This is a genomic window from Arthrobacter sp. SLBN-112 (genome assembly GCF_030944625.1).
Lineage (GTDB): Bacteria > Actinomycetota > Actinomycetes > Actinomycetales > Micrococcaceae > Arthrobacter.
The window spans coordinates 2,107,989-2,128,011 of sequence record NZ_JAUSXY010000001.1; the positions used below are offsets into that span (position 1 = coordinate 2,107,989).

The window sequence follows — 20,023 nt, forward strand, 5'->3', positions numbered from 1 at the left end:
GGGGGCATGGGAACCATTGCAGACGTCCCGGGCGTCCGGGTAGGCCACCACCAGCGGACCGGCGACGGCTGGCTGACCGGCGTCACCGTCGTCCTGCCGCCGCCGGGCACCGTAGGGTCGGTGGACGTCCAGGGCGGCGGGCCGGCCACCCACGAAACAGACGCGCTCGACCCCACCACCCTGGTCAGCACCGTGGATGCGGTGGTGTTGACCGGCGGCAGTGCCTACGGGCTGGCCTCGGCCGCCGGCGCCCAGGCCTGGTGCGAGGACAATGGCCGCGGTTTCGCCGTGCCCGGGGGAGTGGTGCCCATCGTCCCCGCGGCCGCAGCCGCCGCAGCGGCACAACAGGAAGGGCACGACGTCGAACGAGGCAACGTCGGCGCCGGCACCGGAGCAGCAATCGGCAGGGGACAGTTCAAAGGCGGCGTAGGCACAGCCTCCATCACGCTGGACACCATCTCAAAAGACGGGCCGGTGGTGGTAGCGGCGCTGGCGGTAGTCAATGCGCTGGGACTGCCTTGGGGCTGGGGCACATCGAGCGAGTGGACGGAACCCGGCAGCGTGCGTCCAAGCGACGAAGGAGCGAGCACGCAGAGGGTTTCGGCCGCTCGCTCGGCGGGCGAGCCGGAAGCAGGAGGTGACGGGAGTCGCGCTTCGGTGGGTCCGCCGCTGAACACAACCCTCGTCGTCGTCGCCACCAACGCCGTGCTGGATGTTGCGGAGTGCAAGCGGACTGCCTCTGCCTCGCACGCCGGGATCGCCCGGGCGCTGAACCCTAGCCACACCCTCGCCGACGGGGACACCGTCTTCTGCCTTGCAACCGGCGCCCTGGCACTGGACCGTTCGGACGACGCTGCCCGGCAAATCAGCCTCATCACGCTGCAAAGCGCGGCAGCCGACGTCGTCCGTTTGGCCATCCTGGACGGCGTGGCCGCGGCTGGTGCGGTGAGCACCCCGGCCGGCGAATATGGTGCGTACCCCACTGCGTAGGCTACTATGGCCGATTTAACTTTTACCGGCCAACAGGGTAGTGTTGTTTGTTGGTTGTCTGGACTGCCACGCCCTTTTGGGGCCTGGATCTGACAATCGATCCAACAAAAACGTTCGTGGTCATGCCCGGTGCAATCCGGCGGGACTGCGGCAACAACAGTTAGCGGAGGGTATGGCCAAGAAGGACGGGGTCATTGAGATCGAAGGCGTTGTGACCGAGGCGCTGCCTAACGCGATGTTTCGCGTTGAGCTCACCAACAAGCACATCGTACTGGCACACATCTCTGGAAAGATGCGTCAGCACTACATCAGGATCCTCCCGGAGGACCGCGTAGTGGTGGAGCTGAGCCCGTACGACCTCACCCGTGGTCGTATCGTCTACCGCTACAAGTAAATTGCTGGGCGGCCTCAGTGCGAGCTGAACGCCGCTCCAGTTGACCAACTGTTACACGCAAAGGAATGCCATGAAGGTCAAGCCGAGCGTCAAGCAGATCTGCGAAAAGTGCAAAGTGATCCGCCGTAATGGCCGGGTCATGGTGATCTGCGAGAACCCGCGCCACAAGCAGCGCCAGGGCTAAATTCCCTTCACGGGGAATTCCTGGGTTGCTAACCCACGCAAGTAAATAAAGGCAGCACAAGCTGATCTGGAACATTGAGCTCGAAAGAGTCCGGACAGCTAACCCCCGGTCGGAGGCTGGGGCCGTACGGAACGTGCGGGTGTACTGCCTACGACCTCCGGTTTATCAAGGAGTACTGCCACTATGGCTCGTCTCGCTGGCGTAGACATTCCCCGCGAAAAGCGGCTGGAAATTGCGCTTACTTACATCTACGGCGTGGGCAAGACCCGTGCACACGAAACCCTGGCTGCCACTGGCATCAGCGCTGACGTTCGCGTCAAGGACCTGACTGACGCCCAGCTGGTTGAGCTGCGTGACTACATTGAAGGCAACTACAAGGTTGAGGGTGACCTTCGCCGCGAAGTAGCAGCAGATATCCGCCGCAAGGTTGAAATCGGCAGCTACGAAGGCCTGCGCCACCGCAAGGGTCTGCCCGTACGCGGTCAGCGTACGAAGACCAACGCACGTACCCGCAAGGGCCCGAAGCGTACCGTCGCCGGCAAGAAGAAGGCCCGTTAAAATCCCCGCTCGGGATTTACGGACTTTCCCCAATAACTTTCTGTAGGAGAAAAAATGCCCCCGAAGACTCGTGGCGCGGTTCGCAAGCCGCGTAAGAAGGACAAGAAGAATATCGCGCTTGGCCAGGCGCACATCAAGAGCACCTTTAACAACACCATCGTTTCCATCACGGATCCCAACGGTGCTGTTATCTCCTGGGCTTCCTCTGGTGAGGTTGGCTTCAAGGGCTCGCGCAAGTCCACCCCGTTCGCTGCCCAGATGGCCGCCGAAGCCGCTGCCAAGCGTGCGCAGGAGCACGGCATGCGCAAGGTAGACGTTTTCGTCAAGGGACCGGGTTCCGGACGCGAAACCGCAATCCGTTCGCTGCAGGCCGCAGGCCTCGAGGTTGGCTCCATCCAGGACGTCACCCCTGCAGCGCACAACGGCTGCCGCCCGCCGAAGCGCCGCCGCGTCTAATTCTTTTCCGCAGCAGGAGCTTGCCCGGACCAGTGATGGCCCGGGCAAGCCCAGCGCGTTAAGTCTTCAGACCGAATTTCCACCACCTGTGTTGCGTCATATAGCGGATGCTCGCCGAAAGGAAACCTAAGTGCTCATTGCACAGCGCCCCACCCTCTCCGAAGAGGTAGTCTCCGAAAACCGTTCGCGTTTCATCATCGAACCGCTGGAACCGGGCTTCGGCTACACCCTCGGAAACTCCCTCCGCCGTACCCTGCTCTCCTCCATCCCCGGTGCTGCCGTAACCAGCATCCGGATCGATGGTGTGCTGCACGAGTTCACCACGGTTCCGGGTGTCAAGGAAGATGTCACCGAGATCATCCTTAACATCAAGAGCCTGTCGGTTTCCTCCGAGCACGACGAGCCCGTCGTGGCTTACCTGCGCAAGCAGGGCCCCGGAGTCGTCACCGCCGCGGACATCGCTCCGCCGGCCGGCGTCGAATTCCACAACCCGGATCTGCACATTGCCACGCTGAACTCGAAGGGCAAGTTCGAACTCGAACTGACCATCGAGCGCGGCCGCGGCTACGTTTCGGCAGCTCAGAACAAGTCCGGCGATGCAGAGATCGGCCGTATCCCGGTCGACTCCATCTACTCGCCGGTCCTGAAGGTTACTTTCCGCGTGGAAGCAACCCGTGTTGAGCAGCGCACCGACTTCGACAAGCTGATTGTCGACGTCGAGACCAAGCAGGCCATCGCCCCGCGCGATGCCGTTGCTTCCGCAGGCACCACCCTGGTGGAACTGTTCGGTCTGGCCCGTGAGCTGAACACCGCAGCTGAAGGTATCGAGATCGGCCCGTCGCCCACCGACGCTGCCCTGGCAGCCGACATGGCACTGCCGATCGAGGATCTGGACCTTACCGTCCGTTCCTACAACTGCCTCAAGCGTGAGGGCATCCACACCGTGGGTGAACTCGTTGCCCGCTCCGAGGCTGACCTGATGGACATCCGCAACTTCGGTGCCAAGTCCATTGACGAGGTCAAGGCAAAGCTGGTTGAACTGGGCCTGTCCCTCAAGGACTCGCCTCCCGGTTTTGACCTCGCAGCACGCGCCGCAGCAATCGAAGAGGACGACGCCGCCTTCGGCGACGACGAACTCTAAACCAGACCTTGGCCGGCGGGCAGCACCACGGTGTGCCGCCCACGGCTTCCACATGAGGAGAAACAATTATGCCTACCCCCACTAAGGGTCCGCGCCTCGGAGGCGGCCCGGCTCACGAGCGCCTCATGCTCGCGAACCTGGCAGCATCCCTGTTCGAGCACAAGCGGATCACCACCACGGTGACCAAGGCCAAGCGCCTGAAGCCGTACGCAGAGCGCCTGGTGACCTTCGCCAAGCGTGGCGACCTCGCTTCCCGCCGCCGCGTGCTCGGCCTGATCAGCAACAAGGGCGTCGTCCACGAGCTGTTCACCGACATCGCCCAGGCAGTGGAGAACCGCGATGGCGGCTACACCCGCATCACCAAGATCGGCAACCGAAAGGGCGACAACGCTCCCATGGCTGTCATCGAGCTGGTCCTGGAGCCGGTTTCCGCCAAGCAGGCTGTCGTAGCCGAGGCTACCTCCGCCGCCAAGCGCGACGCTGACAAGAAGGAAGCTGCCGCTGCTGCTCCGGCTGCCGAAGAGGCTCCGGCCACTGAGGAAGCTGCTGCCACCGAGGAAGCACCTGCTGCCGAAGAAGCCGCAACCGAAGAGGCTCCGGCCGCTGAGGAAGCTGCCGACGCTCCGGCTGCCGAGGAGAAGGACGCGAAGTAATTCGCTGACCTGCTTCGCATAGACTTAGGTCTGTGAACCACCAAAAACCCGCGGCCCCCGTCTTAGGGGGCGGCGGGTTTTTGCGTCTCCGGCTTGATCTTTCGTACGATGGCGGCCCCTTCAGCGGGTGGGCCCTGCAGCCCGGCCGGCGTACCGTCCAAGGCGTCCTCGAGGAAGCGATCGCACTCGTGGTGCGCCGCGCGGTCCGCGTCACCGTTGCCGGACGCACCGACGCCGGCGTGCACGCCCGCGGCCAGGTGGTCCACCTGGACCTCACCGAGTCTGAATGGCTGGCACTGCCGCGCGGTCACGAACTCGATCCCGCCGTCGCCATGCTGCGCAGGCTCCGCGGCGCGCTGAACCGTGCCCTTGGCGACCTTCACGGTGCCGTCGAAGTCCACGACATCGCCCTGGCCCCGGTGGGCTTCGACGCCCGCTTCTCGGCCCTCTGGCGCCGCTACAGCTACCGGATCGCGGACGGACCGGCCCTCTGGGACCCGCTCGCACGGTACTTCACGCTGTGGCACAAGAATCCACTGGACGTGGACCTGCTCAACCAGGGTGCATCGCAGTTGCTGGGCCTGCAAAACTTCCTGTCCTTCTGTAAGCCGCGCGAAGGTGCCACCACCATCAGGGAGCTTCAGCGCTTCGAGTTCACCCGTGGAGACGACGGCGTCATCGTGGCCACCGTGCAGGCCGATGCGTTCTGCCACAACATGGTCCGGGCCCTGGTGGGCTCGGCGCTGTATGTGGGTGAAGCCGTTGAGGAACCGGGCTGGCTGCACGAGCGGCTGCTCCTGCAGAAACGGGACGCCAAGTCCGTCCTGGCCGCCCCGCACCCCCTGGTGCTGGAGGAAGTGGCCTACCCGTCCGACGACGACCTGCTGGCCCGGGCCGAACAGACGCGGGCCCTGCGCGAGTACTAGAACGCCGGCGGCGGGCCTTCCGCCGGCAGCGTCACCGTGAAGACGCTGCCTTGGCCTTCGCCGCTCTCGCAAACGATGGAACCGCCATGCCGCTCGACGATCATCCGCGTGATGGACAAGCCCAGCCCCGCACCCGGGATCGCTGCCCTTTGTGCGGAGTCGGCGCGAAAGAACCTGTTGAACGCCCGGGCAGCGTCTTCCGCTGACATCCCCATTCCGGTGTCTTTGACGCTGAGCCTAACCCATTGCTTGTCTGTTTCCGCGCTGATGCTGACCTTCCCGCCATCGGGCGAGTACTTGATCGCGTTGGACACCAGGTTGTCCAGCACCTGCCCGATCCGGAGCGGGTCGGCATAGGCCCAGAGCGGCGACGGGACGTCGGCTGCTATCTCCACGTGCGAGCGCTGCGCCGAGGCCAGCGCGGAGCTGAGGCTGGTCTCCACCAGGCTGGCGAGGTCGGTCCGTTTCGGGTGGACGTTCAACGCAGTGGACGCCGAGGCCGACAGGTCCGCCACCAGGTCGAGCATCCGCTCGGCGTTGCGCTGCACCACCAACAGCCGCTTGGCCACGTGCGGGGGGAGGTCGGCGACGTCGTCAAGAACCAGGTCCACGTTGCCGAGGATTGAGTTGAGCGGGTTCTTGAATTCATGCGACACGTTGGAGACCAGGTCCTGGTTCGCGGCCAGGGACTCCACCCACCCGGTCACATCGCTGTACACCACCACGGCCCCGGTGAGACGGCCATCCTCGCTGAGAAGCGGACGTGCGGCAGTGGACACGGCCCGCTGCTCCAGGCCCTCTCCCGCCCAGACCAGATAGTCGGCGAATGACTCCCCGGCCATCGCCCGGCTGATGGGTCGCCGGTCCGGGGGCAGCAGGGTGCGCCGGTCCTGGCCATAAATGAGCTGGTGCCCTTGGCCGGGGACTTCTTCGTCGGCGCCCGTGACCCGGCGGAAGTTGCGTTGGCGGCTGTTGGAAACCAGGAAGTGGCCTGAGCGGTCGACGGCGGCAATCCCGACGTCGGTGGCGTCCAGGACGGTTTCGAGCAGTTTCTCCCGTTCCCGGCTTTCGCTTAGCAGCTCACGGAGTTCCCGGTCCTTCTCGGCGAGTTCACGCTGCTGCAGCCGCAGGTTCACGCTTGCGAAGCGGATGGCCAGGGAAACGGCGAGCATCATGAGGGGGAAGAGGACCACGGTGGTGAGGTCCGAGGCCATGATGGCGGGCAGGTGGGCGGCCGTCGGAGGAACCATGATCAAGAAAGGGCCCATAAAACTCAGGACCAAACTGCTTCGGGACAGCATGCCGGACGCGGAAAGCCAGATGACCGGGAAGACAACAAGTACTGCCAGGCCCGGCAACAGCGGCGCTGCGCCGTTGCGCAGCAAGCCAATGGCTGCGAAGTCCAGCACGGGGATCAACAGGTAGGCCCGGTGTGCCAGCCGCTCCCAAGGGATCAGGAAACAGGCAAGGAACAGGATTCCGTGCAAAGCAATCCCTGCCTGGTACATGGGGCTGTGCGTGAGCGAGGGCCAGGCGTACGGGGTGGCCAACGCAATAATGGCCACAATGAGCGTGATGGGAAGCTGGCATAACGCCACTTGCGCGCGGGTTCCCAACCGGCGGAAGATGCGCCCCGGTCCCCGGTGGAACAACGGCTCAGCCATGTTTCTGACTTGTACCCCTTTACATTGGGAAAGCACGGTGGCCCGGGGGCCCATTCAATTGGTCCTGCTACTTCGGCACGTACCCATTCCCGCCCATAATGCACACGTCCTGTCATAATAATTGACTTTTCAATTTTAGGACGGTTTGTTGATGTCATCAGCCGGGCTTACTAGTAGCGTATAAATGGTTGGAGCGGGTATGGCATTGGCGCTGGGCCAATGGGGGGCCATTTCCGCCTGGCGCAGGGATAGCAATGGACGATCTTGGTGTAGCTGTGGTCATCGAAGATGACGCCGATGTGAGGAACCTTCTCGAAGGTGTGTTGACGCAGGCGGGCTTCGAAGTGCATACAGCTGATGATGGGCGGTCCGGGGTAGAGGTGGTCCGCAGCAAGCAGGCCAACGTTGTGACGCTCGATATCGGGCTCCCGGACATTGACGGGTTCGAGGTCCTGCGGCGGATCCGGACTTTCAGCAATGCCTATGTGGTGATGCTGACGGGCCGCACCGAGGAACCGGACCTATTGTCGGCGTTGAACGCGGGGGCGGACGACTACATCGCCAAGCCGTTCAGGCCAAGGGAGCTCCGCGCCCGGGTGGCGGCAATGATGCGGAGGCCCCGCCCGGAGGCGGATGGGTTCGGGCCATCGCCCACGGCTTGGGGACACGTCCCGGCTCCTCCCGCCGGCCAGCCCGAGCCGGGAGTCCTCCAGCACAACGGGCTCCGGCTGAACCACCGGACGCGCACGGTGGAAATCAAAGGTGAGCCGTTGGGCCTCACCCGCAGTGAATTCGACCTTCTGCATGTGCTGCTGAAGGGCGGCGGTGCCGTATGTACCAGGGCTGACCTCGTGCGGGCTGTCCGGGGTGAGTTCTACGACCACGACACGTACATCAGCGAAGCTGACGAGCGCGCCGTCGAAGTCCATGTAGGAAACCTGCGGCGCAAGCTCAAGGAGGACCAGATCTCGCCGCGCTGGCTGCAGACAGTCCGCGGGGTGGGTTACCGGCTGGCGCCGCGGCGCTCCGACGACGCGTGACCGATCGGCTAGTTCTGTCCCAAAATGAAGGTTGACTGCAGCTCGGACACAGTCTGCGCTCCGTCCTGGGCGACGCCGGCCATCATCGCCTGCCCCTGGACGAAATCGCCGTCCCGGATCAGGGCTTCGAGGACTTCGGCAAGCTTGGCCAGCCGGATACCGCCCACCATGGCGGAACTGATTTTGAGGCTGATCACCGCGTCCAAGGCTGAGGCCTCGTCCTCGCTGTCCACCGCTGTTCCCAGCCGGGCCAGGCGCGTGTCCCACATGGCGGCGTAGTCCCGGGCGAATTGCCGGGCCAGTCCGGACCCTGCGAGTTCGTCGTCGAGTTCATCCAGCACGGTTGCATCAATCAAGGGCAAGAGAGCGGCCGCCTTCAGTGAATGGGCCGCACCGGCGGCCGGAATGGATGGCGGCTCGACCCCGGCCAGCGGGAAGTCCGCAGCGGGGCTGTTTCCGCTGGAACCGGGATCGGGATTGTGCATTGTTCAAGGCTACTTCCTGGAAATCCTTCGGTGACCTATTTCGGATGATTCTGTGTAAACCTTGAGGCAACCTTGCCGCCACGCTGAGCAACCCTACTGGCCGGTAAAAGTGGCGATCGTATTGATTACCGCCGGTCCCAGGATGGCAATAAAGAGGACCGGAAAGATAAAGAACAACAGCGGGAAAAGGATCATGACGGGCAGCTTCATGGCTTTCTCCTCTGCCCGCTGGCGCCGCTTGACGCGCATGACCTTGGCCTGGACGCGCAGAACGCGGCTGATGGCGATCCCGTAGGTGTCGGCCTGGACTACGGCCTGGACGAAGCTGCGGAGTTCAGGAATGCTGGTCCGTTCGGCCAGGGCGATGTAGGACTCCCTGCGGCTGCGGCCCACTTGCATGTCTTGAAGCGTACGGACCAGCTCTTCGGCGAGGGGCCCTTTGCCGTTCTCACCGGCCCGGGCCATGGCGCCTTCGAAGCCCAGCCCGGCCTCCACCGAAATGAGCATCTGGTCCAAGGTGTTGGCCAGCTCAAGCTGCATGGCCTTCTGCCGTTCCTGGCCCTTGCTGTACAGCAGGAGGTCCGGGATGAAATAGCCGAGGAACAGGATGAAGAGTCCCGCGAGCTTCATCACCGGGCTGCTTCCCACCGCCGCCAGGTAGCCGCCCATGGCCACCCCTGCCAGGCCGAGACCCAGCTTGGACCCCAGCACCTTTCCCAGCGGCATGGAAACGGGCCTGCCCGCCAGGGCGAGGAGGCGGTCCAGAAAGGCGACGTAGGCCGGGGGAGTCACGCGCCTGCCCAAGGCTTCGAGAAGCCCCGGCGCGGCCCCGGCAGGAGCTACGGCCACAGGGGGTGCGCCACGCGAGAGCAATTCGGCGGCGGCGGTACGGCCCTGCTTGTCCACGGTCAGGACGGACCAGGCCAGGGCCGCCAGTGGCAGGCAAACCAGGAGGATCGAGAGCAAGACGAGCATGTTCATGGGTCCTCAGAACTTCAGGTCAATGATCTTGCGCATCCACAGCGCGCCGATGGTCATCAGGACGAAGGAGGCGCCGATCATCACCCAACCCAGGGGGTGGGTGAACATCGAATTCATGTAGTTGGGGCTCACTGCCAGCAGCATGGCCACGATGCCGAACGGCATGGCGATGAGGATGTAGGCGGAGAACTTGCCCTCCGCTGCCAATGCTTTGATGTGGCCCTTGATTTCCGCCCGTTCACGGATGGTCTCGTTCACCTGCTCCAGCACCTCCGCCAAGTTGCCGCCTACCTCCCGGTTGATCTGGATGGCCTGCGAGATCCATATGAAGTCCTCGTTCTTCATCCGTTCCGCGGTGTCGTTGAGGGCGGCGAGCAGGTCGCGGCCCAGGCTGGTCTCGGTGATCACTCGCCGCATCTCTTCCGACGTCGGTTTCTGTGATTCCGTGGCAGCGGCATCGATGGCGCGCAGGATGCTGTGACCGGCCCGCAGGCCGCCGGAGAGCAGTTGCAGGGTGTCGCCGAGCTGGCTGTCGAAAGCGGCACGGCGCTTGCCGGCCAGGAACCCGAGGACGATCTTGCCGACGAACGGTGCCATCAGGGCAAGGAGCAGCCCCATTAGGGGTCCGACGGTAACAATGCCAACGAGCATGCCCACGCAGGCGCCGATGCCGACCAGCAGGAAGAATTCGGCCTGGCTGAGGCGCAGGCCCGCGTTCTCCAGCTCTGCACGGGAGAAGAGCTTGACGTTCCGGCCACCCAGCAGCCGCTCGAAGGACCTGACACCTGACAGCGCCAGTCGGGTGATGGAGGATGCCGGCTCGGGTTCGAAGGGACGACGGCGGTCCAGGGGCACCGTGGGGGCGCTTGGCAGGAGGACGGCCACGCCGAGCAGGCAGATGGCTGCCAAGAGGATGACGGCTCCGATGGCGATGATCATCCGCGCCCCTACTTCGCGCCCGGGGTGAGCGGTCCGGCAAACACTGCCGGGGACACATGGATGCCCAGGTCCTCAAACCGGTCGATGAACCGGGGCCGGATTCCGGTGGCAACGGGCTTGCCCAGGAAGCGGCCGTGTGCGTCCACGCCGGCGGAGTAATCGAAGACGAACGCGTCCTGGAGGGTGACGATGTCGCCCTCCATACCTTGGACCTCGGTGACGTGCGTGATGCGGCGCGACCCGTCGCGGAGCCTGGAGATCTGCACGATCAGGTTCACGGCGGAGGCGATCTGTTCGCGGATGGCCCGAAGTGGAAGGTCCATCCCGGCCATCAGCACCAGCGTCTCCAGCCTGGCCACGGCATCGCGGGGTGAGTTGGAGTGCACCGTGGACAGGGAACCGTCGTGGCCGGTGTTCATGGCCTGGAGCATGTCCAGCGATTCGCCGCCACGGACCTCGCCCACCACGATCCGGTCCGGACGCATACGGAGGGAGTTCCGGAGGAGCTCACGGATGGTCACCTCACCCTTGCCTTCCGTGTTGGGCGGACGGCTTTCCAGCCGCACTACGTGGTCCTGCTGGATCTGCAGTTCCACGGCGTCCTCGATGGTGACAATGCGTTCGTCCTGCGGGAGGAAGGAGGACAGCACGTTGAGGAGCGTGGTTTTGCCCGTGCCTGTACCGCCAGAAACGATGATGTTGAGCTTGGCCTTAACACAGGCGTTCAGCAGCTCGGCCATCTCCGGCGTCAGCGTGCCGAAGTCAATGAGGTTGCGGACCGTCAACGGGGTCTTGGAAAACTTTCGGATGGTCAGCGAGGAGCCGCCCACAGCCAGGGGCGGGATGACGGCGTTGACACGCGAGCCGTCCTCCAGCCGGGCGTCCACCAGCGGGGAGGACTCGTCGATGCGGCGGCCCACCTTCGAGACGATCCGTTCGATGACTTTGCGGAGGTGTTCTTCGGAGCTGAAGCGGGACTCGGAGAGGGTCAGCTTGCCTTTGCGTTCGACGTAGATCTGGTCCATCCGGTTGACCATGATTTCGGTGACGGCGGGGTCGTCCAGCAGGCGCTGGAGGGGGCCGTAGCCCAGGACGTCGTCGGCCACGTCCTGGACCAGGCGGGTGCGCTCCTCCGGCGTCAGCGGCACCTGCTCGGCGTCGATGATGCGGCTGAGTTCCTTTTTAGCAGTGCTCCGCAGTTCCTGCTCTGTGACGGCGGCGTCGTTGAAGCGGGCGCCCATGCGCTCGAAAAGTGCGGTGGCGGCCCGAAGCTTCATGGCTGCGAAGACGTCCACGCCCGGTGCCTTGGGCACAAAGGAAGTGCCGGCGTCGTGCGTTGAATGCGCTGGGGCGTGACCCGGTGGTCGAGCTTCCGTATGTTCGGCGGGGGATGGGGTAGGCGCAGCCGCCGGAAGCGGAGGCTCGAGAAGCGCGGTGCCGGTTCCGGCAACTGGGTTGGTAGAGGATCCGTTGCGGCCCTGGGCCGCGTTGATGCGTTCGGAGAGTTTCATCAGATAACCACCCTTCGGTGAAGCTTTCGCTGGGCCTGCGCGCGCCAAGCCGGGTTGAATCGCTCCACCAGCTGGCGGAGGCTTTTGACGGCGGGGTCCTTCTTGGAGTCCTGCAGGACGGGGATGCCACGGTTAGTGGACAGTGCCACCGCGCGGGAACGGGGGACGCTGACGTCAACCGGGGCGCCGATGGTGGCTTCGACGTCCTGCACGTTCAAGCCTGCTTTGGCGTCCGCCATGTTCAGGACCACGTGCCGGGATTCGGGCATGATTTCGAGTTGGCGGAGGACCTCAAGGCCGGAGCGGAGGCCGCGCAGGCTGGGGATGTCCATGGCGCTGACCCAGACAACGTCGGTGCACTGCTCCATGGCGGCGAGGCCGATTTCGGGCATCCCGGGGGCCGTGTCAACTACCACGTACTGGAACTCCTGGGCGAGCTGTTCGAGCAGGCGGGTGACCTGGTCAGGGGTGATGTGGTCCGCGTCCACAGGGTTGGGCGGGGCACACAGGGCGTAGATTCCGGCCGGGTGCACGGTGAGGAAGGCCTTGAGGACCAGGGAGTCCTGGGCTGCCGCGGGGGTGACGGCATCGGTGACTGTGTGTTCGGGGTTGAGGTAGAGGCCGGAGGCGACGTCGCCGAACTGCAGGTCCAAGTCCACGATGACCACGCTCATGGGGGCGATTCGGCCCAGGCCAATGGCGATGTTCGTGGCCAGGGTGGTCTTGCCCACGCCGCCCTTGGGAGAGAAGACGCCGATGACCAGGCCCTTGGCGCCGTTCTCTACGTGCGCTGATTCGGGCGTGCGGTTGCGGGTGGCGAAGGACTGGCATGCACGTTCGAGCAGCACCCTAATTTCGGCGGCGTCGGCGTGCGGGCTGAGGATGTCCCGGATGCCCGCGCGCATGGCGTGCAGCAAGCCTCCGGGGTCCACGTCGCTGACCAGGACCAGGCTGAGGCCGGGGAGCTGGACGTCGAAGACCTTGGCGAACCGGAGTGCTTCCTCGTACGGGACATCCGGGCCGATGATCAGCACCTCGGGCTGCTCCTGGTTGAGGAGGGCGAACAGTTCCGCCGGGCCTGCCGGGAGGATGTCGCTAGAGATGGTCTGGACGGTGCCGCGCAGGCCATTGGCGACGGCGGCGCGCAGCTTCTGGTCGAAGTCGCCGTTGGGGGAGAGGAGGACGAAGCGGCTCACTTGTACACCGTGTCCTTCTTGGCGATGAAGCCGCCGTTGTCCTGCGCGTCGAGGGGTTCCTTGGTGAGCCAAAGATCGCCGTTGTTCGAGGAGTAAATGATCTTGGTGGCGTCGATGTCGTTCACGGCGACCGTGACCATGAGAGAACCTTGCGGAAGCGTTGTGTCCTGGGGATTCGTGCCGTCGGTGGGCTTCGCGCTTGGTGTTGCCTGTGCTGCCCGCTGGACGGCGGTGACCAGGACCTTGCGGAGGGTGAGCTGCGTTGTTGGTTCGCCTGCTTTTGCCTTGTCCGCAGCGAAGCTGAACCCGATGCCGACATGGTCGCCGGCTTCGATCCTGCCCCCCACCACTCTCTTGGGTTCGAGCTCGAAGGTGACTTCCTGCATGCCTGTGGGCACCTTGACGGCACCGCTGGACTTGGCGTCTTGTGGGGCGATTAGCCGCTCAGCGAGGAGTTGTTCGCCGGGGACGAGGTCTACGGCAGCGACCTTGCCGGCTGAGTCATCCAGGTTTTTAAGAGCAGTCTTTGAAACGGCCGTTGCCGGAACCTGCTGAACGGCAACCGACGCTTGCACGATGTCGAGGGAGGAGCCCGCCGGTACGGCCTTGGTCACCACGAGCACCCCGGTGGGGTCCATGTCCTTCATTGCGCGCTGATCAGCACCCTGCGCGTAGGTGACGATGAGGACCGCTCCGATGATGGCCAGCACAACTGCTGAAACACCGGCCAACATACGTGACTTCACTGACTGCTCCTGTTGGTTCTAGCTATGGGGTGAGGCGTACGACTGAGGCCCCATAATTTGGGACGCTGCCGAGTTCAAAGGCTTGGGCGAGAGAAACGAACTTTACGAAGTAGCCACGGATTGTTTTGTTTTGGACGTTTCCGCCCGTACTCCAGGAAATGTCGGCAAAGTGGTAGCCAGTTACATGAAATGCCGCAAAGCCTTTGACGTAGTACTTGCCGGAGGAACCCGTACCGGTGGCTACGTCATAGAGAGGGAGTAGAACTGTCTGGTCGTTCATCTGGTTGAAATCGGCAGCGCTACAGATCGTTGGGGCGCTGGCACCGGGATCGCTCGCAAACCAGATACCCGCACTGTCGGACTGGCCGGCCGTCATCGTGACGGAGCATTTCGTTCCCGAGGTGGTAATCCACCCGAACCCGCCCGGCAAGCCACCACAACCATTCACTGCCTGCTCGAGAACCTGCACGGCGCCTTGGCTTCCGGCTGGTGGAATGTCCAGTTTGCAGTAAGCAATGGCCAAGGGAAGAATAGCGGGCCCCTTGGACGGGGTACCCCATTGCGCCGAAGCGGTAGCAGTCACTTCTGCTGAAGAGATTCCGAAGACTTGAGCGAAAAAGAGGGAGACCTGGTTTGGGCTATTCCCCGTCTGCTGTGATCCCGCCGTAACGGAAACCGTCTGATTGGCCGTATTGGGCGCGGCGGACTTGATGTTGCTCAGCCCGTCTGTGGCGTTGCTATTCGCAAGGCTGGCGGCCAGCGCGGAGGTACCCGTGCAGTCCGGGTCAGCGGTACTCTTAGCGCACTTCTGAGCGATGGCGAGCGCAGCGGCGTCAGCGCCGTTTCGAACTTGAGTACGTTCTGAATACATCATCGAGACATCAACCGCCACGGCGGCGAAACCAAGCAGAGCCACCATCATTATTGCCACGATGACACTCACGGCGCCCTGTTCAGAGCGGGAATTTCTACTGATCTTCTTCAGCCGCCGCACAACATGGCTCCTTGGCCAGTCATAGTGAATGGTCCGGCGATACCCGTCAGCGTGGAGAGTGTGTACGTGATGGTGACCGCAATCCGGTTGCCTGATGAGCAGGTTGTAGTGCCCGTGTCGAGGTTTTTGAAAGTGATGTTTGAATCAGCGAGAACTGGATTTAGGGAGACAGCCGTGTTTTCGGCTGCCGCCCGAGACGCCGCCGGATCATTGGTGATGGCCATTACCCGGACCCCCTCACGGGCCGCGGCCGAAAGCGATGCTTGTGCGTTGTAGGCCCGGCTGAATTCCATGATGCCAAGGAGCAGCGTGATGAGGACAGGCACGACGATGGCGAACTCAACGGCCGCCGCCCCGCGTTCTGATGGCCTCACCATGTGCTGCGTCCTCTCGAATCACTGTTGCGATGCATCGATTTGTACACGTGAAACAGTTTGTGCGGTGCAGTTGAGCTGCACCGCACAAACAGCCCGCCGTGATGGGCCTCGGGGTCTTGCTAAAGGGGCCGGCTTCAGAGATTGGCTGTGACGCCGGTGAACATGGTGTTCAGTTGGCCACCCAAGGTGCTTACAGCGACGATGATGACGACTGCGATGAGTCCGACCATGATGCCGTATTCGACAGCTGTTGCGCCCTTTTCGTCGTGGAGGCGGTTCTTGAGGTTGAGGCCAAGGGTCTGGAGGGCGGCGATGAGAGACAGCATTATGAACTCCTGAGCGAGTAGGTTTGGCTGGCCCTGCACCAGCACTATGACGAAGTTTGCAAGGCCTGATGCGGTGTTGACCGGGTCTTGCAGGATCGTGTGCGAAGGCTTTTCAAGGTGTACCTTTTCCGCGCGATTACGTGGAAATCCCTGCGAAATCGGAAGGCCTGCAGATTGGGAAGGCGAAGCGGGCGCCGGGAATGGATGCGTTCTCTGCTGTATCCGCTGTTGTTGCGGTCACGCCGGCGTACGCCCTGCGGAAGCCCCAGCCTTTTCGTCCGAGCTAGAGCTTGGCTGTGACGCCGGTGAACATGGTGTTCAGCTGGCCACCCAAGGTGCTTACGGCGACGATGATGACGACTGCGATCAGTCCGACCATGATGCCGTATTCGACAGCTGTTGCGCCCTTTTCGTCGTGGAGGCGGTTCTTGAGGTTGAAGCCGAGGGTCTGAAGGGTGGCGATGAGAGAAAGCATTATGAACTCCTGAGCGAGTGGTTTTTGGCTGGCCCTGCACCAGCACTAAGACGAAGTTAGCAAGGCTTGATGCGGTGTTGACCGGGTCTTGCAGGATCCTGTGCAAAGGCTTTTCAAGGTGTACCTTTCCTGCGCAATTACGTGGAAAACCCTGCGAAACCGGAAGGCCTGAAGATTGGGAAGGCGAAGCGGGCACCGGGAATGGATGTGTTCTCTGCTGTACCCGCTGTTGTTGCGGTCACGCCGGCGTACGCCCTGCGGAACCGCGCCTGGACCGTTCTCGTCGCGGGAACCTGTTTCCTGGTCGAAGGTCCTGCGCAAGTACAGGTGTGCAACGCAACGGATTCTCCGCTTCGGTCGCTTCGACGGGGTGGTTTCGGCGACGTCGAGCAGACAGTCCCAGCCCATTCGTCCGAGCTAGAGCTTCGCGGTGACGCCGGTGAACATGGTGTTCAGCTGGCCGCCCAAGGTGCTTACGGCGACGATGATGACGACTGCGATGAGTCCGACCATGATGCCGTATTCGACAGCTGTTGCGCCCTTTTCGTCGTGGAGGCGGTTCTTGAGGTTGAGGCCGAGGGTCTGGAAAGTGGCGATGAGAGACAGCATTATGAGCTCCTGAGCGAGTAGGTTTGGCTGGCCCTGCACCAGCACTAAGACGAAGTTAGCAACGCGTTCCGCGCTCCGGCCCGTATCTTGGCGCATCCTGCGCAAAGGCTTTTCAAGCTGCACTTTTCCTGCGCAATTACCCAGCAGACCAGGCGATATCGGCTCAGTCCCAAAAGGACAAAAGCCGTGCCTCCAATACAATCTTTCCCCCGTTAAGGCAGCAGATTGTAATACTGGGCACTCCCGATTTGTTCGCCCCGATAATGGGCTTTTACCCAGTCCACGATTCTTGCCGACTCTCCGCGGCCTTCTAGGGTAAGCGGCGGCAGATCCTGAACCACTACACAGGCCACCTGATGGTCGGTGACCATACGCTGAAACTGCTCCAAGGTTGGGAAGGGATCGGTGCCGTCAAAACCGCCCAGAGGCAGCACCGGTCGCATGCTGGCCAACTGGTAGTTAGCGGCTGTCTCCGACCCCACCATGGCCGCCGACCATTTGCTACTGGACGGAGTGGCGCGAAGGCGCGAAACGATTCCGGATTCCGGCAGGTTGCCGAACATTACCGCCATGAAACTAGCTGGCACATCGGGACCCATCTGCTGACGGTCGGGATGATCCGTGCGTATGCCGAGGATACTGGGACCAGCCACGACACCTGCACCCTCATGTGGACTCAGAACTGTATTAATGGACCAAACAAAAGGACCGACCAATAGCGCCACTGCCAAAAGTCCTCTTGTCACTTTCCGGAGGGCTGGAAATGGAGGTGGGACCACCAGGAAGGTGATGGCCACGGACCAGACCAGGAGTGCCACCAAAGGACCTAGCGGGAAATCAGCCGTTGAGCGACTCGCGGAGAGGAAGGCCAGAACCATTGTTACCAAGAGCGTTCCAACCAGCATCCAGCGTGCGTTTCGCCGTTCAATAAGCCTGTATAAGTGCAGCAGGCCGGTCCCTGCGAGGCAGCATAGCGGTGGTACAACAGTTAGGCAGTAATACGGATGGACAATCCCGGACATGAACGCCAACACCGTTGAGGAGCAGAGAAACCAAAGAACACACAGACTGAGGAAAGCCCGATATCGTTGGCTACCGCTCTGCCGCTTGATGTGCCAGAGGGCAATGCACATTCCTGCTACGGCCAGAGGCAGGAACCAGCCGAACTGGCCCGAGAACTGCGGTTGAAGGAATCGCTGAAAGCCTGGATCCAGTTTTTCCGCAAGGCTCTCCATGCTGGGAGACATCGTCCGGGTGGCGTCCTCACCGGTAAGGCGGTCCAGACCGTTGTAGCCCAAGCTCAATTCCACGGCGCTGTTAAGACGGGATCCTCCGACGAATGGCCGGTTCGCCGCCGGGACCATTTGGACCAGGACAAACCACCAGCCGCCGGTAACCAGTGCAGTTAGCAGGGCGACCGAGACGTGCAGAATACGCTTCAGTAACGGCCCGCTGGCAAAGGCAAGATAGGTAACAGCGACAGCGGGCAGGACCAGTGCGATCTGAAGCTGCTTGGTCAGCAGAGCAGCACCCGTGAGCGCGCCGGCTAAAAGCAGCCACCGAAGCTTGTTGCGGCGGATTGACTCCAACGCGGTATAGGCCACGCCAATCATCAGCAGGGTAAGCAGTGCATCTGGATTGTTGTAGCGGAACATCACAGCTGCAACTGGGGTTATGGCGAAAAACGTCGCTGCGAGGAGCCCCGCGGCGCTCCCGACATAAGTGCGAACCATCCGGTACAGCAGGTAGACACTGGTAACTCCCATCAGTGCCTGCGGCACCAGGATGCTCCAGGGGCTCAGACCGAAAGCCCGGACGGAAGCCGACATTACCCAGAGGCTGAGCGGAGGCTTGTCGACGCTAATGGCGTTGCCTGGATCCGAGGAGGAAAAGAAGAATGCCGTCCAATCCTGTGAGCCTGCCATGGCTGCTGCAGAATAGTACGAATTGGCCCATCCGTTTCTATCCAGGCCCCAAAGATAGAGCACAGCGGTTAGGGCCAACAGGGCCCACAACATCCAAGTTTCCCGCCGGCGGCCCAAGTGTGGTGGGTATGGCTCCCGGGCGTTTTTGCGCACTCGAAGCCCCCGCGCTAGAAGCTCAGAGGGGTCTGACGGATCTTGTGCTAAGGGCTTCAAGAGGCCCGAGCTGTTTGGGCGCCTGAGATCCCAACGCGGCCAGCTGCTGCGTCGGTCCTGGGAACTCGGAAAACCCAGATGCGCAACATGACGAAGCGCATAAGTGTCGCGAGGATGTTGGCCGCGGTAAGTGTCACGAGCTCCATCGTAGAGGACGAGTGCGGTGCAGAAGCGTGCAATATCAACAATGATGATGATGTTATTGACCAGGCCAGTGTAAAGACAACAAGTCCCTGGAACTGCTGGGTGAAGAGCCTGTCCGGGCCGTTCATGCCGAATGTAAAACGCCGGTTAGCGGCTGTATTGCCCACAGCCGTCAGGAGGAGGGCGAGAAAATTGGCCGGCTGTGCGCCAAGAGGCTCCTGGAACAGCACATAGAGCAGGGCGAAGGCCACCGTTGAGATGGCTCCGACAACGCCGAACCGAATAACTTGGCCAAAAAAGCTGGGCCTCGACTGTGGAACCATGGGGCGCCGCCCCAGCTCTGCATAAATCGCTTGGACGGGAATCGACCCCTTCACGAGGGAACCAGCAACGCGAATGAGTCCGCGAATGTCATCAGCTGCAGTCTGCATGATGTCCACCCGACTGTCCGGGTCGTCCACCCAGTCCACTGGGATCTCGTGGATCCGAAGGCCCGAGCGCTCCGCGATGATGAGGAGTTCCGTGTCAAAGAACCACCCGTTGTCCTCAACATGCGGAAGGAGTTTCTTCGCGACGTCAGACCGGATGGCCTTGAAACCGCACTGAGCATCGGAGAATCGAACCTGCATGGTGCGCTTCAGCAGAAAGTTGTAGGACCGCGAAATGAACTCACGCTGCGGGCCGCGGCTAACGCGGGAGCTCTGGCCAAGCCTCGTGCCAATGGAGATATCCGAGTGGCCGGACAATAACGGGGCAACCAGTGGCGGAAGCGCCGCAAGGTCCGTGGAGAGGTCCACGTCCACATAAGCCAAGACTTCCGCATCGGAAGAACTCCAGGCGTCCCGGAGGGCCCACCCGCGGCCCTTCACGTCAAGCCGCCGGTAAGCGACGTTTGGCATGCGACCGGCCAGGCTGGCCCCGATCACTGGTGTCTTGTCAGTGCTTGCGTTGTCGGCGATGGTAATCTGCCACGTCACTGAAATTTCGTTATGGAGATAATTTGCGAGTTCAGTGATGCTTTTTTCGAGTACCGATTCCTCATTGAAGACCGGTACGACAATTTCAAGCGCCAGGCCCCCGTGGCTAAGTTTCATGC

Annotated in this window: 23 protein-coding genes; 9 read left to right on the forward strand and 14 right to left on the reverse strand. The window is 62.5% G+C overall.

The features are described 5' to 3' along the window. Nucleotides 1–6 precede the first annotated feature (6 nt). The 8 genes from QF050_RS09970 (at nucleotide 7) to QF050_RS10005 (ending at nucleotide 5,302) form a co-directional block, all read left to right on the forward strand. A complete protein-coding gene (locus QF050_RS09970; protein ID WP_308930290.1) occupies nucleotides 7–990 on the forward strand; it encodes a P1 family peptidase in 984 nt (327 codons plus the stop codon). 172 nt (nucleotides 991–1,162) lie between these two features. Beyond that, nucleotides 1,163–1,384 (forward strand): translation initiation factor IF-1, encoded by a 222-nt coding sequence (infA, locus tag QF050_RS09975; protein WP_009358723.1) that lies wholly within the window; start codon nucleotides 1,163–1,165, stop codon nucleotides 1,382–1,384. A 70-nt stretch (nucleotides 1,385–1,454) separates the two neighbouring features. Then, entirely contained in the window at nucleotides 1,455–1,568 is a 114-nt protein-coding gene (gene rpmJ / locus QF050_RS09980) for a 50S ribosomal protein L36 (RefSeq protein WP_009358722.1), read from the forward strand. Between the two features lie 183 nt (nucleotides 1,569–1,751). Then, a complete protein-coding gene (gene rpsM, locus QF050_RS09985) occupies nucleotides 1,752–2,126 on the forward strand; it encodes a 30S ribosomal protein S13 (RefSeq protein WP_003803743.1) in 375 nt (124 codons plus the stop codon). Nucleotides 2,127–2,180: 54 nt separating this feature from the next. Continuing rightward, a complete protein-coding gene (gene rpsK, locus QF050_RS09990) occupies nucleotides 2,181–2,582 on the forward strand; it encodes a 30S ribosomal protein S11 (protein WP_018769149.1) in 402 nt (133 codons plus the stop codon). 130 nt (nucleotides 2,583–2,712) lie between these two features. Further along, entirely contained in the window at nucleotides 2,713–3,723 is a 1,011-nt protein-coding gene (locus QF050_RS09995; protein WP_013601812.1) for a DNA-directed RNA polymerase subunit alpha, read from the forward strand. A gap of 68 nt (nucleotides 3,724–3,791) precedes the next feature. Next, on the forward strand, nucleotides 3,792–4,376 hold the full coding sequence (rplQ, locus tag QF050_RS10000) for a 50S ribosomal protein L17 (protein WP_308930291.1): 585 nt from the start codon (nucleotides 3,792–3,794) through the stop codon (nucleotides 4,374–4,376). A 32-nt stretch (nucleotides 4,377–4,408) separates the two neighbouring features. Beyond that, nucleotides 4,409–5,302, forward strand: a complete 894-nt coding sequence (locus QF050_RS10005; protein WP_308930292.1) for a tRNA pseudouridine synthase A — start codon at nucleotides 4,409–4,411, stop codon at nucleotides 5,300–5,302. On the opposite strand, the gene QF050_RS10010 is transcribed toward QF050_RS10005, so the two are convergent. Then, nucleotides 5,299–6,966: an ATP-binding protein gene (locus QF050_RS10010; protein ID WP_308930293.1), complete on the reverse strand. Its 1,668-nt coding sequence runs from the start codon at nucleotides 6,964–6,966 to the stop codon at nucleotides 5,299–5,301. The two genes, QF050_RS10005 and QF050_RS10010, sit on opposite strands and share 4 nt — an antisense overlap. A 254-nt stretch (nucleotides 6,967–7,220) precedes the next feature. Here QF050_RS10010 and QF050_RS10015 point away from each other — a divergent pair, with 254 nt between their 5' ends. Next, nucleotides 7,221–8,006, forward strand: a complete 786-nt coding sequence (locus QF050_RS10015; protein ID WP_308930294.1) for a response regulator transcription factor — start codon at nucleotides 7,221–7,223, stop codon at nucleotides 8,004–8,006. A gap of 8 nt (nucleotides 8,007–8,014) precedes the next feature. On the opposite strand, the gene QF050_RS10020 is transcribed toward QF050_RS10015, so the two are convergent. The 13 genes from QF050_RS10020 to QF050_RS10080 form a co-directional block, all read right to left on the reverse strand. Next, entirely contained in the window at nucleotides 8,015–8,491 is a 477-nt protein-coding gene (locus QF050_RS10020; protein WP_308930295.1) for an Hpt domain-containing protein, read from the reverse strand. A gap of 93 nt (nucleotides 8,492–8,584) precedes the next feature. Beyond that, entirely contained in the window at nucleotides 8,585–9,472 is an 888-nt protein-coding gene (locus tag QF050_RS10025; protein WP_308930296.1) for a type II secretion system F family protein, read from the reverse strand. Nucleotides 9,473–9,478: 6 nt separating this feature from the next. Next, nucleotides 9,479–10,411 (reverse strand): type II secretion system F family protein, encoded by a 933-nt coding sequence (locus QF050_RS10030; protein ID WP_308930297.1) that lies wholly within the window; start codon nucleotides 10,409–10,411, stop codon nucleotides 9,479–9,481. A gap of 8 nt (nucleotides 10,412–10,419) precedes the next feature. Continuing rightward, nucleotides 10,420–11,922, reverse strand: coding sequence for a CpaF family protein (locus tag QF050_RS10035; protein WP_308930298.1), 1,503 nt, complete (start codon nucleotides 11,920–11,922; stop codon nucleotides 10,420–10,422). After that, on the reverse strand, nucleotides 11,922–13,118 hold the full coding sequence (locus QF050_RS10040) for an AAA family ATPase (protein ID WP_308930299.1): 1,197 nt from the start codon (nucleotides 13,116–13,118) through the stop codon (nucleotides 11,922–11,924). Before QF050_RS10040 ends, QF050_RS10035 begins: the two co-directional genes overlap by 1 nt. Next, on the reverse strand, nucleotides 13,115–13,864 hold the full coding sequence (cpaB, locus tag QF050_RS10045; RefSeq protein WP_308930300.1) for a Flp pilus assembly protein CpaB: 750 nt from the start codon (nucleotides 13,862–13,864) through the stop codon (nucleotides 13,115–13,117). The genes QF050_RS10040 and cpaB overlap by 4 nt, the downstream gene beginning before the upstream one ends. 22 nt (nucleotides 13,865–13,886) lie before the next feature. Continuing rightward, nucleotides 13,887–14,858, reverse strand: coding sequence for a pilus assembly protein TadG-related protein (locus QF050_RS10050; RefSeq protein WP_308930301.1), 972 nt, complete (start codon nucleotides 14,856–14,858; stop codon nucleotides 13,887–13,889). After that, nucleotides 14,846–15,235: a TadE/TadG family type IV pilus assembly protein gene (locus QF050_RS10055; protein WP_308930302.1), complete on the reverse strand. Its 390-nt coding sequence runs from the start codon at nucleotides 15,233–15,235 to the stop codon at nucleotides 14,846–14,848. The genes QF050_RS10050 and QF050_RS10055 overlap by 13 nt, the downstream gene beginning before the upstream one ends. Nucleotides 15,236–15,369: 134 nt before the next feature. Continuing rightward, nucleotides 15,370–15,561, reverse strand: a complete 192-nt coding sequence (locus tag QF050_RS10060) for a Flp family type IVb pilin (protein WP_308930303.1) — start codon at nucleotides 15,559–15,561, stop codon at nucleotides 15,370–15,372. A gap of 283 nt (nucleotides 15,562–15,844) precedes the next feature. Continuing rightward, complete coding sequence (locus tag QF050_RS10065; RefSeq protein WP_308930304.1) at nucleotides 15,845–16,036, reverse strand: Flp family type IVb pilin; 192 nt, start codon at nucleotides 16,034–16,036, stop codon at nucleotides 15,845–15,847. 417 nt (nucleotides 16,037–16,453) lie between these two features. Beyond that, nucleotides 16,454–16,645: a Flp family type IVb pilin gene (locus QF050_RS10070; protein ID WP_308930305.1), complete on the reverse strand. Its 192-nt coding sequence runs from the start codon at nucleotides 16,643–16,645 to the stop codon at nucleotides 16,454–16,456. Nucleotides 16,646–16,857: 212 nt separating this feature from the next. Beyond that, nucleotides 16,858–18,570: a glycosyltransferase family 39 protein gene (locus QF050_RS10075; protein WP_308930306.1), complete on the reverse strand. Its 1,713-nt coding sequence runs from the start codon at nucleotides 18,568–18,570 to the stop codon at nucleotides 16,858–16,860. Nucleotides 18,571–18,779: 209 nt separating this feature from the next. Further along, on the reverse strand, nucleotides 18,780–20,021 hold the full coding sequence (locus tag QF050_RS10080; protein ID WP_308930307.1) for a bifunctional glycosyltransferase family 2/GtrA family protein: 1,242 nt from the start codon (nucleotides 20,019–20,021) through the stop codon (nucleotides 18,780–18,782). Between the last annotated feature and the right edge of the window lie 2 nt (nucleotides 20,022–20,023).

Bases quoted from the DNA above. Each gene is read 5' to 3' on its own strand.
- QF050_RS09970 (WP_308930290.1), top strand. From the start codon at position 7: ATGGGAACCATTGCAGACGTCCCGGGCGTCCGGGTAGGCCACCACCAG.
- infA (WP_009358723.1), top strand. From the start codon at position 1,163: ATGGCCAAGAAGGACGGGGTCATTGAGATCGAAGGCGTTGTGACCGAG.
- rpmJ (WP_009358722.1), top strand. From the start codon at position 1,455: ATGAAGGTCAAGCCGAGCGTCAAGCAGATCTGCGAAAAGTGCAAAGTG.
- rpsM (WP_003803743.1), top strand. From the start codon at position 1,752: ATGGCTCGTCTCGCTGGCGTAGACATTCCCCGCGAAAAGCGGCTGGAA.
- rpsK (WP_018769149.1), top strand. From the start codon at position 2,181: ATGCCCCCGAAGACTCGTGGCGCGGTTCGCAAGCCGCGTAAGAAGGAC.
- rplQ (WP_308930291.1), top strand. From the start codon at position 3,792: ATGCCTACCCCCACTAAGGGTCCGCGCCTCGGAGGCGGCCCGGCTCAC.
- QF050_RS10010 (WP_308930293.1), bottom strand. From the start codon at position 6,966: ATGGCTGAGCCGTTGTTCCACCGGGGACCGGGGCGCATCTTCCGCCGG.
- QF050_RS10015 (WP_308930294.1), top strand. From the start codon at position 7,221: ATGGACGATCTTGGTGTAGCTGTGGTCATCGAAGATGACGCCGATGTG.
- QF050_RS10020 (WP_308930295.1), bottom strand. From the start codon at position 8,491: ATGCACAATCCCGATCCCGGTTCCAGCGGAAACAGCCCCGCTGCGGAC.
- QF050_RS10025 (WP_308930296.1), bottom strand. From the start codon at position 9,472: ATGAACATGCTCGTCTTGCTCTCGATCCTCCTGGTTTGCCTGCCACTG.
- QF050_RS10030 (WP_308930297.1), bottom strand. From the start codon at position 10,411: ATGATCATCGCCATCGGAGCCGTCATCCTCTTGGCAGCCATCTGCCTG.
- QF050_RS10035 (WP_308930298.1), bottom strand. From the start codon at position 11,922: ATGAAACTCTCCGAACGCATCAACGCGGCCCAGGGCCGCAACGGATCC.
- QF050_RS10055 (WP_308930302.1), bottom strand. From the start codon at position 15,235: ATGGTGAGGCCATCAGAACGCGGGGCGGCGGCCGTTGAGTTCGCCATC.
- QF050_RS10060 (WP_308930303.1), bottom strand. From the start codon at position 15,561: ATGCTGTCTCTCATCGCCGCCCTCCAGACCCTTGGCCTCAACCTCAAG.
- QF050_RS10065 (WP_308930304.1), bottom strand. From the start codon at position 16,036: ATGCTTTCTCTCATCGCCACCCTTCAGACCCTCGGCTTCAACCTCAAG.
- QF050_RS10070 (WP_308930305.1), bottom strand. From the start codon at position 16,645: ATGCTGTCTCTCATCGCCACTTTCCAGACCCTCGGCCTCAACCTCAAG.
- QF050_RS10075 (WP_308930306.1), bottom strand. From the start codon at position 18,570: ATGGCAGGCTCACAGGATTGGACGGCATTCTTCTTTTCCTCCTCGGAT.
- QF050_RS10080 (WP_308930307.1), bottom strand. From the start codon at position 20,021: ATGAAACTTAGCCACGGGGGCCTGGCGCTTGAAATTGTCGTACCGGTC.